The organism is Thioclava kandeliae (assembly GCF_040297545.1).
Taxonomy (GTDB): Bacteria; Pseudomonadota; Alphaproteobacteria; order Rhodobacterales; family Rhodobacteraceae; genus Thioclava; species Thioclava kandeliae.
This window is the reverse complement of sequence record NZ_JAYWLC010000016.1, coordinates 1-12,357: the sequence shown is the minus strand read 5'-3', so window position 1 is coordinate 12,357 and position 12,357 is coordinate 1. Positions and strand designations below refer to the sequence as shown.

Here is a 12,357-nt window from a genome sequence, read left to right as displayed (position 1 = left end):
ACAGAGGGATTGCTGAAAATATGGGCGATGGCGAAAATCTGGAGCTGGAAAAAGCCAGCAGCCTATCGGAACAGGCCTATCAATATGTCCGCAGCCTGATCCTCACGGGCGAGTTGCAGCCCGGCGCGGTGTTTACCGAAAGAAAGCTGGCAGCCCAACTGGAGTTCTCCCGCACGCCCTTCCGCACGGCGATCACGCGGCTGATCGGTGAGGGGCTTGCCGAACGGCTCTCGAACGGGACACTGGTCATCCGCGAGGTGCCGCTTGACGAGCTGTTGCAGATCATGGTCATCCGCCGCCAGCTGGAAAGTGAAGCGGCGGCACAGACGGCATTGCGCGCCGACACGGCCGAGCTGTCCGCGCTGATCGACGAGACCCGCGAGATCATGTCCACGCCACAGACCGAGCTCGAGACCTTCTGGGCCTATGATGACCGCTTCCATAATTTCGTGGCCAATGCGAGCGGCATGCCGTTGCTGGCCAAGATGATCCGCGAGAATCGCGACCGCGTGCGTATGTGTAACGTGGCGCGGATGGAGCGTAATTTCTCGGATCAGGCGAAGGAGCATCTCACGGTGCTCGAGGCGATTTCGGACCGCGATGCGGATCGGGCGCGCGCGGCGATGGCCGAGCATGCCCATCGAGTCCGTGAGCGGTTCCTGCGCTGGTATACGGGGATGTAACTCCGCGCCTAGCGCGGCGCGCCCGACAGGAAGGTGCAGCCCGCGCGACGGCATCCCTCGATCACATCGCGCAGCGCCTGCAGGTTGGCGGCGCGCGGCGAGGTGCGCGGTGTGACCAGCGAGACGGTCCTGCCATATTGCGCCCCGTCGGGCAGGGGGGAGGCCCCTTGCAGTTCCGGCCAGTCCGGCACCAGCGCGGCCCCTGCTCGCCGCGCGACAAGGGCCGATATCGCCTCCAATGCGTCCAGTTCGCATAAGACCACCGGCTTCAGCCCGTGATCCCGCAGATAACGCTGCGCGATGGCCCCGCCCCAGGACTGCGGGTCATAGGCCAGCAGTGGCAGGTCCTCGAAGATCCGCGCAAGGGCCTTTTCCCGACAGGCGGGCGGTGCCAACAGGCAGAGCGGCTCGCGCCGTAGCACCTGTGCCTCGAGGCTATCGGGCAGATCGAAGGGCGGCTCGACCAGCAGCGCCGCATCCAAGTCGCCCGCCAGAAGCGCCTCGTAAAGCTGGGCCGAGCTGCCCGGTGTGATGCGCAGCTCAACCTTTGGCGCGCGCTTGGGCATATGTTCCAGAATATCGGGCAGAAGGGCTGTCAGCACCGTCGAGATCGCGCCCAGCTTCAGCGGGCCAGCCGCCTCGGAGGGCTTGGCCGCCTGCTCGAGGGCGCGCGCCTGCGTTACCAGCTGGCGCATGGCGGGTAGCAGGTCGCGGCAGGCAGGGGTAGGGAGCGCCGCATTGGCCTGCCGGTCCAGCAGGCGCAGGCCCAGATCGCGTTCGAGCACCTGAATCCGCTGGCTCACGGCGGCAGGGGTCAGCCCCTGAGCGCGCGCGGTGGCCACGATCGATCCCAACTCGCTGACCGCGATCAGGCTTTCAAGAAACCGGATATCCATCGGTTTTTCTATCTCTCAGACAAAGAATTTCCAGCTTTTCCTTTCTCTACGGTTTCTCTACCCAAAAGGCCAATACGCAATTGGAGAGCCTTTATGAAATCCCTGTTCCACCTTGCCATCCACGTTACCGACCTCAACGAGACGCGCCATTTCTACGGCGATGTTCTGGGCTGCGAGGAAGGCCGTTCGACCGATACTTGGGTCGATTTCGACTTCTTCGGTCATCAGCTGTCCTTCCATCTGGGCAAGCCTTTCGAGACCACCCGCACCGGTAAAGTCGGCGATCATATGGTGATGATGCCGCATATGGGTGCGGTTCTGGCGCTGGATGACTGGAAGGCTCTGGCCGACCGTCTGCAGTCGAAAGGCATCGCCTTCGACATTCCGCCGGTCATCCGTTTCGAGGGGCAACCGGGCGAGCAACGCACCATGTTCTTCTTCGACCCGTCGGGTAACCCGATCGAGATCAAGGGCTTTGCCGATTTCGACGGGCTTTTCGCGAAATGAGCGAGTATGTCTTCACGCCGCCGCCCGTGCCCTCGTTGCCGGTCGAGGGTGAAACCGCGCGCTTTCCGATCCGGCGGATCTATTGCGTCGGGCGTAACTATGCCGAGCATGCCCGCGAGATGGGGCATGATCCCGATCGCGAGCCGCCATTCTTCTTCTCGAAACCGGCCGATAGCATCACCGAGGGCGGGCAGGATCTGCCCTTCCCGCCGCAGACCGAAGACCTGCATTACGAGGGCGAGCTGGTGGTCTGCCTCGGCTCGGGCGGGCGCGATCTGGATCTGGAGGCCGCATCGCGCACCATCTTCGGCTATGCCGTGGGCAATGATCTGACGCGGCGTGACATGCAGGCGCTTGCCAAATCGCTGAAACGCCCGTGGGATCTGTCCAAGGGCTTCGATGGCGGAGCGGTCGTGGGCCCCGTGCATCGCCATCTTGTGCAGGACCGCGCCGATGTGCTTGCCGCCGGTGCGATCCGCAGCTTCGTGAATGGTGAGGAGCGCCAGTCCGGCGATCTGGCGCAGATGATATGGACGATCCCCGAAGTGATCTCGGCGCTTTCCGCCTCGGTCACTCTGGCGGCGGGCGATCTGGTCTTCACCGGCACACCGGCGGGTGTCGGACGCCTCGAGAAAGGCGATCTGGTTGCCGTCGAGATCGACGGTCTTGGCCGGATCGAGACGCGGATCGTGTAAGTCTCGCACCGGAAGCAATCCAATCGGACTGGACAAGAAAAAACCGGAGCACCAGGGGTGCTCCGGTTTTTCGTGCTTTGCCGGTGGGAGGACCGGACTTGGGGAGGAAGGGGATCAGGCCTGGTGGGGCTCTGCCACGTCGCTCGTATGGACGGTGGAGTGCTGGATCGGGGGCAGCTCGCCATTCAGGGCGCGGTTGAGCTGTTCCTTGTCGAGCTTGCCTTCCCAGCGGCTGACGACAATCGTAGCGACCGCGTTGCCGATGAAGTTGGTCAGCGAGCGGCATTCCGACATGAACCGGTCGACACCGAGGATCAGCGCCATCCCGGCGACCGGCACGGTGGGCACCACCGAGAGGGTCGCGGCCAGCGTGATGAAACCTGCACCTGTCACACCTGCAGCGCCTTTGGACGAGAGCATCGCCACGAGCAGAAGCAGGATCTGGTCACCGAGGCTGATGTCGATATTCATCGATTGGGCGATGAAGAGCGCGGCCAGCGTCATGTAGATATTGGTGCCGTCGAGGTTGAAGGAATAGCCGGTCGGGACCACGAGACCCACCACGGGGCGGGCACAGCCTGCGCGTTCCATCTTCTCCATCAGTGCGGGCAGCGCGGATTCCGAGGACGAGGTGCCCAGAACCAGCAGCAGTTCGGCCTTCAGATAGGCGACCAGCTTGAAGATCGAGAAGCCGCAGAGCTTGCCGACAATGCCGAGCACGCCGAAGATGAAGATCGCCGCCGTCAGGTAGAAGGTGCCGACCAGCATCGCGAGGTTCGCGATCGAGCCGATACCGTATTTCCCGATAGTGAAGGCGAAGGCCCCGAAGGCACCGATGGGCGCGGCTTTCATCAGGACCGCCACCAGACGGAAGATCACCAGCGAGAGTTTCTCGCAGAATTTCACGACGGGCTGGGCGGGTTCACCGACCATGATGCAGGCGACGCCGAAGAGGATCGCAACCAGCAGGACCTGCAGGATGTTGCCATCGACAAAGGCCGAGACCAGCGTGGTCGGGATGATACCCATGAGGAAGCCCTGAAGCGAGGTCTCATGCGCTTTTTCCGCGTAGCTCGATACTTTCGAGGCATCAAGCGAGGCGGGGTCGATATTCATGCCAGAGCCCGGATGGACAACATTGGCCACGACCATCCCGACGATCAGGGCGAGCGTCGAGAAGAACAGGAAGTAGCCGAAGGCCTTGGCCGCAACCGACCCCACATGTTTGAGCGAGCCCATGCCCGCAAGACCCGTCACGATGGTCAGGAAGATGACCGGAGCGATGATCATCTTCACCAATTTGATGAAGGCATCGCCCAGCGGTTTCATCGCTTCACCGATGCTGGGGTAGAAATGGCCAAGTGCCGCGCCAAGGATGATGGCAACGAGAACCTGGAAATATAGGTGACGATAGAACGGGATATGCCGATGGGCGGTCGTGCCGCCGGTCTCGAACTGCATCTGCTCCTCCACATGCTTTGAGATCTGCGGATGAGCATAGTTAGATCGAAATTGAAGTCCCGATTTCGCTGAAAATTCGCTAACTGTCTATATTTCCGTCATATTTGTAAAAGTCTCGGGGAAAATATGTTTCGCTTTCCACACAGGTTGATTTACGATAATGCGGAAAGTGAAACAGCTTGAACCCAAGCCCCTCCGGATCAGACTCGTCCCATGACCCAGACCGCTTCCCGTCCCAAATCCTCGCGTCGCGCGTTGCTGCCGGCCCTGGCGGTGGTGCTCGGGCTCGTGCTGGTCTATCTGGTCTGCGATTACGAACTGTCGAGGCGGCTGAGGGCGGATGCGCAGGTTGATGCCCATATGCGCGTTCTGGCGATCGCCTCGGAGCTGGCGCGCCAGCAATCGGTGGGGGCGGTGCTGGCAAGCGATCCCGAGATCATCACCACGCAGGAGAGGGCCGATGCGGGCGACTGGCAGGCCCTGTCGCAGCGGCTCGAGGCGCTGAATGCCGATATCAGGGCCTCCGTTCTCTATGTGACCGATGCCAAGGGCCGCGCGATTGCTGCCTCGAACTGGCGCGAGGAGGAATCCTTCGTGGGCACGTCCTACGGCTATCGCAGCTATATCCGCGAGGCGCTGGAGACCGGAGAGGGGCGCGAATATGCGCTGGGGTCGGTCTCGCACCAGCCGGGGCTCTATCTGTCGCGGCGCATCGACGGGCCGGAAGGGCCGCTGGGGGTGGTGGTGGTCAAACTGACCTTCGAGACGCTCGAGACGGGCTGGCGCAGTAGCGAGAATGCCGCATGGGTCAGCAACCGTCAGGGGATCGTGACGGTCACCTCCGATCCCGCGTTGCGCTTCCAGCCCTCGCCCGAGCCGCAGCCGGTGACGGTCTCCGAGCCGGTGCCGGGCTCGGACTGGGTGCTCTGGCTGCATCTGCCGATCTGGCCCGTTCGCAGTGTGGCGGCGGCGGTCACCGGCGCTGCGGCACTGGGGATGGTCACGCTCTGGCTGGCATGGCGCTCGCTCCGGCGCCGTCAGGTCGAGGCCGCGCTCTATCGCGACCGGCTCGAGCGTGATGTCGAGGCGCGGACACTGGCGCTGACCCGCCAGATCAGGGAGCGCGAGGAAGCCGAGGCGCAGCTGGCGGGCATGCAATCGGCGCTGGTGCAGGCCAATAAGCTGGCGTCGCTGGGGCAGATCTCGGCGGGCGTGGCCCACGAGATCAATCAGCCGCTCTCGACGATCCGCCTTCTCGCCGAATACGGGCAGGACGCGGTCCCCGAAGGCGCGGACCATGATCTTTTGCGCAGCAATCTGGGCCAGATCGTGGAGATGTCGCAGCGGATCGGCACGATCACCTCGGATCTGCGGGGCTTTGCGCGCAAGGCGCGCGGAAACCGCGAACCGGTCTCGCTGGCGCAGGCGTGGCAGGCCTCGCTGCGCCTCGCGGCCAGCCGTCGCGCCTCCGAGGCGGCCGAAATCCATGCGCCGCCGATCCCCGAAACACTGATGATCGACGCCGAGGCGGTGCGGCTCGAGCAGGTTTTGGTGAACCTGTTGCAGAACGCGCAGGAGGCACTTTCGGGCCAGTCCGATGGACGGATCTGGCTCGAGCTTGTGCCACATGGCCGATCGATCTCGCTCTATATCGCCGATAACGGGCCGGGGCTGGACCCTGATGTGGCCCGTGCGCCCTTCACGCCATTCCAGACCACCAAACCCAAAGGGTTGGGGCTGGGGCTGGTGATCTGCCAGTCCATCCTGCGCGATTTCGGGGGCGAGTTGACCTATGATCCGCGCGCGGGCCAGACAGGCGCGCGCTGGCGGATTGATCTCAATCTATGGGAGGCCCTATGAGCCACGGTTCCATCCGCTTGATCGAGGATGATACAGCCCTTCTGGCGGCACAGACACAAGGTCTGCGCATGGCGGGCTTCGATGTGGAGGCCTTCGATGACCCTCTTGCGGGCATCGAGGGAATCACGGCCGACTGGCCTGGTGTGATCCTGTCGGATGTACGCATGCCCAACATGGACGGGATCACGCTGGCGCGCCGGATGCGCGGGATCGACCCCGAGCTGCCGGTGATCCTGATCACCGGCCATGGCGATGTGGAGATGGCCGTGGGGGCGCTGCGCGACGGGGTCTATGATTTCCTGACCAAACCGGTGAGCCGCGCGACACTCGAGGCGACATTGCACCGTGCGCTGGCGGCGCGCCGACTGGTGCTGGAGAACCGCGAGCTGCGGGCGGCGCGCGATGAAAGTGGTCTTGCCCCCGGTCTGATCGGTGACAGTCCCGCGATGCGCCATCTGCGCGAGACTGCCCAGCATATCGCGGCATCGGGGATGAACGCGCTGTTTCTGGGGGAGGCGGGTGTCGGCAAGGAACGGCTGGCGCGCCATATCCATGCCGCCAGCGCGCGCCGCACGCGGCCCTTTGTGGCGGTGAATTGTGCGGCCCTCTCGCCCGAGCGGTTCGATGCCGAATTCTTTGGCTCTGTCGGCGGATCGGGATCGCATATCCGTGCCACGGGCCGCATCGAGAGCGCCTCGCGCGGGCTTCTCTATCTGGGCGGGATCGAGGCGCTGAGCCCCGAGATGCAGGCGCGGGTGCTGGAGGTCATCGAGACGGGGCAGCTCTGGCCGGTGGGGGCGACCTCGCCGCGTCCCGTCGATCTCTGGGTGATCGCGGGCACCCGCATCGATCTGGGAGCCGAGGTGGCGGCGGGGCGGTTCCGCGACGATCTCTATTACCGCTTGGGTGGCCTGAGCCTAACCCTGCCGCCTTTGCGCGCGCGGCGCGAGGATATCGGCCCGCTCTTCAGGCATTTCGTGGCGCGGGCAGCCGCGCGGCGGGGCGGGGTGGTGCCGCCCCTGACCGAGGTCGATCAGGCCCATCTCGATGCCCATGACTGGCCCGGAAACCTGCGCGAGCTGGAACAATTCGCCGAAACCTTCAGTCTGGGGCTCGATGGTCGTCCCGATGCCCGGACCGCGCCACAGGCCTCGCTTTCGGATATGGTGACGCGCTACGAGGCGGCGTTGCTACGCAATGCCTTGCGCGCGGAAAGTGGCAATGCCACCGCCGCCATGGCGCGTTTGCAACTTCCCCGTAAGACATTTTACGATAAACTGGCAAAACATGGCATCCGCAGCAGTGATTTCCGCTGAGCGGCGCTGTGACGGAATGTCGCAATTTCTGACCGGAATCTCTTGCGATTTCGTGGTGATGGTCTAAGACGAGACAGAGCTAATCGGAGGACGTTCATGCGCGCACGTATCTACCAACCCGCTAAGACGGCGATGCAATCGGGTGTGGCCAAAACCAAGCAGTGGTATCTGGATTTCACCCACGAGGGCGCGCGCGATATCGATCCGCTGATGGGCTGGACGAGCTCTTCGGACACGCAATCGCAGGTCCGCCTCCGCTTTGACACCCGCGAGGAAGCCGAGGCTTATGCCAAGGAGAAGGGGCTGGATTACACCGTGACCGAGCCCCACAAACGCGCCGCCAACGTCCGCGCCCGTGGCTATGGCGACAATTTCTCCTCGGATCGCCGCGGGAACTGGACGCATTGAGGGTGTAAAACTAACCTGAGTTTTTCCCGAAGCAGGCTAAGTTTTCCCGAGATCTATATATAGGGCGCCCAATGGGCGCCTTTTCTATATGTTGATTTCCCTTCGCTGTCGGCTAGGCTAAGCCGATCTCTTAGACCCAAGGGCGTATTTCATGGCCAGCAAGCCCCTCAATAAAGCCAATCTGACCGCGCTCGGGGCCGAGGTGCTGGCCGATCTACTCCTTGAGGCGGTGAAGGGGGATGCCGCGCGGCAGCGCAGGGTGCGGATGGCCTTAGCGGCCGATGAGGGGCCCGAGACGGTTTCCGCCGATATCCGCAAGCGCTTTGCCGCGATCCGGCGGGCGAAAGGCTTCCTGAACCGCCCCTCGCAGAAAAAGCTGGCGCAGGAGTTGACCGAGGCCATTCAGCTGATCGAGACCCGCATCGCGCCCACAGCGCCTGGCTTGGCTTTTGACCTGCTCTGGACGCAACTTCATCTGGCCGAAGGCATCCATGAGCGCACCGATGACAGCTGGGGGACCATCGGCGACACGATGCGCGCGGCGATGCAGGCGATTGGTGAGATCGCCCCGCACCTGACGCTTACCTCCGACACGCTGGCCGAGCAGATCCTTGAGGCCACGCTTGCAGATGGTTACGGCGCTTTTGATCGCGCGATCGAGGTCCTCGCGCCCGCACTTGGCCCAGAGGGGCTGGCCGCGCTGAAGGACAAAGCCACTGCCGCTTTTGAAGCGCCGATCGCCGCCAGCGACCTTGCCCACTATGATTATGGCCGCCCGTCCGAACGCGAAAGCCGCGCCCGTCAGTATCGTAGCAGCACGCTGGAACGCATCCTGCAGGACGTGGCCGATCAGCAGGGCGATGTCGATGGCTGGATGGCCAAATACACGCCCGAACAGTTGGCCTACCACACCATTGCCCCCGATGCCGCGACCCGTCTCTTGGATGCAGGCCGCGCCGAGGAGGCCCTCGCGCTGATCCGCACTGCCCTCGCCGCGCAGAAACCTGATCAGCGGTCCGACTGGCACGACCCGCGCGAGCTCGATGATGCGCATTTCGCCTGCCTCTCGGCGCTCGGGCGCAAGGCGGAGCTGCGTGAGGCTCTTTGGGCGCGGTTCGAAGCGCGGCTCTGTCCCGATGCGCTGCGCCATCATCTGAAACTGTTGCCGGATTTCGAGGATATCGATGCGGAGGATACTGCCCGCGCAATCGTGCTGGCCTATCCTTCGATGACCAAGGCGCTGTGGTTTTGCCATACCACGCAGGATCTACAGCTGGCCCGCCAGCTGATCGACGCCCGCTACGCTGAACTGAATGGAAATGTCTACGAGATCCTGACGCCGCTGGCAGAGGAACTGGCTCCAAACCACCCGCTTCAGGCGGCGCTCCTCTGGCGCGCCCTGATCGATTTTGCACTCACCCAGCAGCGCAAGGGCCGCTACGGCCACGCCGCCCGCCACCTCCAAAGCTGTGCCGAGGCCGACACCCGCATCAGCGACTATCGTCCGCACCTCTCGCACGCCGCCTACCTGCAGGCGCTAGAGGACACCCATGCCCACCTTGCAGCCTCGAAAAGAAGAAACTGACAGGTTTCGTGCTCAAACTCAGATCGAACCGATCAGCTGCGTTAACTGGCCAGTCTGCTTGGAGCGTTCTGGCGCGACGGTTCGACGGATACGTTGAAGGATGACATCGCCTCGGCGAGACCTTGCGCTTCGATCTGAAGTGACGCGACTGCGGCATTGGTCTCCTCGAAGAGGGCTGCATTTTGTTGTGTGGTCCGGTCCAGTTCGGACGTGGCGGTTGTAATTTCCTGAATGCCGCTCGCCAATTCCGAGGCCGACTGGGCTATCGTGCGGATCATTTCCGCGACGGTCATAATACCTTCGACGATCTCGGACAGAGCATTTCCGGAGGCGTCAACCATCTGCACGCCCTGACGGACATTGCTATCCGACAGTTCGACAATCTCCGCGATCTCGCGTGCAGCGTCGGAAGACCGTTGGGCCAGGCCCCGTACTTCTGACGCGACCACCGCAAAACCACGGCCGGCATCCCCCGCGCGCGCGGCTTCGACCCCGGCATTCAGAGCCAGAAGATTTGTCTGGAAGGCGATATCGTCTATCACCTGAAGCACACGGGCGATTTGGGAGGACGATTTCTGGATCTCGCCCATCGCCTCGACCGTCTTGGTGACGACGCGGCTTCCATGCTGCGCCTTATCGGAGATGGTCCCGATCGTGCGGCCAGCCTCGGAGGTCGAGGAGGCTGATTGCTTGACGGTGGCCGACATCTCTTCCAGCGCCGCAGAGGTCTGCTCCAGCATGGCCGCACTACGCTCGGTACGGCGGGCAAGATCATCCGCAGTCGAGGCGATTTCGCGCGCTGCGGTATCGACGGAACCTGAGGCCATGGCGATACCGGACAGGGCGTCGCGCAATGTGTCATTCGTTCTATCGACGGCCGTGGCGATATCCTTGAAGATCCCTTTGAAATTATCGGGCATCCGGTAACTCAGATCCCGCTCTGCGAGATGTTCGAGGGCTGCCGAGACCGCTCCGAGACCTTCCCCCGCAGCCTGACCGACGCGGTTCAGGCCGTTGCAGATCTCGGCCAGAAGTCCGTCTTTTCCCGAAAGATCGATGCGATGCGAGAAATCGCCAGCGGCACAGGCCTCGACCACCCGCCCGATCTCTTCCGCAACGATCTTGTCCGATCTCGCCTGTTCCTCGGCCTCGAGCTGCTGGGCGCGCGCCTTTTGGGCGTCCTGTGAAATCCGGTCCCGCTCCTGACGGGCCAATTGCTCGCGCTGTTCGAGTTCGCGCAACTCGGCGGCGCGCGCATTGACTTCCGTTTGTTTCTGACGTTCGAGAATATCGCGGAACTCGCTCAATGCGTCGCGCAATTCACCCAGCTCGTTGCGGCTATGCCATTCGGGGAGAGGGGCCTCGAGATCCCCGCCGGAGAGCTTCTGGATGCTGCCCGTGACATCTTCCAACCGGTTGACGAAACGGCGTTTCACCAGCGTAAAGGCGGCAAGCGCAAAGGCCAGCTGCAGAAGGGCCGCGCAAAGAACGACGGTAAACGAGGTCGATTTGACGGAGGAGAATTGGGACAATCCGTGCGACATTTCGATATTCAGGTTTTCCACGAGCGCATCGGCGCTTGTCTGGAACGCGCGGAAGGCCTGATCGAAATCCTGGTAGTCGGCAAGACTTTCGGCGGCGACCTTCGTTGCGGTATCATAGCGTTCGTCGGCTATCTGCGCGAAGGCCGTCAGTTCCGACACGAGGTCCGCCTTGCTGCCAGACAAAGGCAGATCGTCGACGAGTTGCGCGGCACGGGATATGTTGGCGACGGCGAGCGAAAAATCCTCTCCGGTATCTCCGCCGAGAATTTCTTCTACCTTCAGGTGGCCAAGCGTGACAAGAAATAGTGCCTGACCGAGTGTGTTCTGCATCTCGGTGGACTGGGTTGCGGGAGAACTGGCCAGAGTGGAGAATTTCTCGGTAATCCCGTCGAAGAGGGCGTCGAATGTTTCATCAGCCCCCGATCCGGCCCCTTGCTGTTGGGCTGCTCCCTCGATGCGTTCCAGAGCCTTTGCCTGCAGGACCTTCAGGCTGCCTTCCATCGATGACATGTCTGAAAGGAGTTTGGGCGCATTGGGAGCGGGCAGCGACAATCCGTCGATCTCGCCGCCGTTTATCAGGGCATGAAGGAGTTTATCCGCATGAGCGAACATTGTTTCCATTTCGGATCTGAAGGTATCGTCCCCGTTAGAAATATACTCCTCGAGGTCCAGATTGGCTTGGGCGATCGTCTGTTCGAGCAGCATTGCAGCCTCGATTTCCTGCGCAAGTCGCTCGCCGATCTGATCGCCGACGGTCGACATATGGTCGACCTGCCATATTGTGAAGGCACCACTTAAAAGGGTGATGCCGAGAAAAACACCGAAGCCCAACTTGAGTTGGTTGGAAATTTTTGACTGCGCCATGGAACACCTCAAGGTTACCTTCGTAAATTCCACAAAAACCCTGAAGATATCGTTTCCCGAAAGGCGGTTCGGACAGAGATTTTTGTCGGAAGCGGCAAGCGTGCTTCCAGCACCGCGCGATCCCGACCCTTTGGAGCGAGGATCGTGTCCCAACTGATGGTGTAGCTCATAGCGGGCCTCGTGCTGACTGGCGGGCCGAGCTGATCAGTCGCGCTGCGCTGCAGGCAAGCTGACCACGACATCATCGCAGATTGGCGCCAGCGTTTCCAGTGTCATGTATCGACCGCGCTGGACGGTCCATTCCTCGGTCTGCTCCATCAGGATGGCCCCAACGAGGCGGCGGATCGAAGCCTCATTAGGAAAGATCCCGACCACGTCCGTACGGCGCTTGATCTCGCCGTTTAGGCGCTCCATCGGATTTGTGCTGTGTAGCTTCGTTCGATGCTGCTGGGGAAAGGTCATGTAGGCCAGCACATCCTCCTCGGCGCCGTCCATGAGGGTCGCCAGCTTTGGCAGTTTCGGACGCATCTGATCAGCG

Annotated in this window: 11 protein-coding genes; 7 read left to right on the top strand and 4 right to left on the bottom strand. The window is 62.4% G+C overall.

Annotated elements, in window-relative coordinates:
• Positions 1-20: 20 nt before the first annotated feature.
• Positions 21-683: a GntR family transcriptional regulator gene (locus tag VSX56_RS15595; RefSeq protein ID WP_349295638.1), complete on the top strand. Its 663-nt coding sequence runs from the start codon at positions 21-23 to the stop codon at positions 681-683.
• Positions 684-691: 8 nt separating this feature from the next.
• Here the strand turns inward: VSX56_RS15595 and VSX56_RS15590 are convergent, their stop codons facing one another.
• Positions 692-1,579 (bottom strand): LysR family transcriptional regulator, encoded by an 888-nt coding sequence (locus VSX56_RS15590; RefSeq protein ID WP_350938475.1) that lies wholly within the window; start codon positions 1,577-1,579, stop codon positions 692-694.
• Between the two features lie 93 nt (positions 1,580-1,672).
• Between VSX56_RS15590 and VSX56_RS15585 the strand changes: the two genes are divergently transcribed.
• Together VSX56_RS15585 and VSX56_RS15580 are read left to right on the top strand one after the other, a co-directional pair.
• The gene (locus tag VSX56_RS15585; protein WP_339114956.1) at positions 1,673-2,086 is read left to right on the top strand and encodes a VOC family protein; all 414 of its coding nucleotides are present in this window, start codon (positions 1,673-1,675) and stop codon (positions 2,084-2,086) included.
• On the top strand, positions 2,083-2,781 hold the full coding sequence (locus VSX56_RS15580; protein ID WP_349295640.1) for a fumarylacetoacetate hydrolase family protein: 699 nt from the start codon (positions 2,083-2,085) through the stop codon (positions 2,779-2,781). The genes VSX56_RS15585 and VSX56_RS15580 overlap by 4 nt, the downstream gene beginning before the upstream one ends.
• Before the next feature lie 114 nt (positions 2,782-2,895).
• Here VSX56_RS15580 and VSX56_RS15575 read toward each other — a convergent pair whose 3' ends face one another.
• Complete coding sequence (locus VSX56_RS15575) at positions 2,896-4,242, bottom strand: dicarboxylate/amino acid:cation symporter (RefSeq protein ID WP_349295641.1); 1,347 nt, start codon at positions 4,240-4,242, stop codon at positions 2,896-2,898.
• A gap of 213 nt (positions 4,243-4,455) precedes the next feature.
• On the opposite strand from VSX56_RS15575, the gene VSX56_RS15570 reads away from it, so the two are divergent.
• The 4 genes from VSX56_RS15570 to VSX56_RS15555 all read left to right on the top strand — a co-directional run bounded on the left by VSX56_RS15570 (position 4,456) and on the right by VSX56_RS15555 (position 9,411).
• Positions 4,456-6,102, top strand: coding sequence for an ATP-binding protein (locus tag VSX56_RS15570; protein ID WP_350938472.1), 1,647 nt, complete (start codon positions 4,456-4,458; stop codon positions 6,100-6,102).
• Positions 6,099-7,418: a sigma-54-dependent transcriptional regulator gene (locus VSX56_RS15565; protein WP_350938470.1), complete on the top strand. Its 1,320-nt coding sequence runs from the start codon at positions 6,099-6,101 to the stop codon at positions 7,416-7,418. Before VSX56_RS15570 ends, VSX56_RS15565 begins: the two co-directional genes overlap by 4 nt.
• Before the next feature lie 96 nt (positions 7,419-7,514).
• Positions 7,515-7,826 carry an ETC complex I subunit gene (locus VSX56_RS15560; RefSeq protein WP_339114961.1) on the top strand — a complete coding sequence of 104 codons (312 nt, stop codon included), beginning with the start codon at positions 7,515-7,517 and terminating at the stop codon, positions 7,824-7,826.
• A 151-nt stretch (positions 7,827-7,977) separates the two neighbouring features.
• A complete protein-coding gene (locus VSX56_RS15555) occupies positions 7,978-9,411 on the top strand; it encodes a DUF6880 family protein (protein WP_339114962.1) in 1,434 nt (477 codons plus the stop codon).
• A 41-nt stretch (positions 9,412-9,452) separates the two neighbouring features.
• Here VSX56_RS15555 and VSX56_RS15550 read toward each other — a convergent pair whose 3' ends face one another.
• Together VSX56_RS15550 and VSX56_RS15545 are read right to left on the bottom strand one after the other, a co-directional pair.
• Positions 9,453-11,717, bottom strand: a complete 2,265-nt coding sequence (locus tag VSX56_RS15550; protein ID WP_350938467.1) for a methyl-accepting chemotaxis protein — start codon at positions 11,715-11,717, stop codon at positions 9,453-9,455.
• Between the two features lie 306 nt (positions 11,718-12,023).
• The coding region (locus tag VSX56_RS15545; protein ID WP_350938465.1) for a transposase at positions 12,024-12,357 on the bottom strand (334 nt) is incomplete at its 5' end.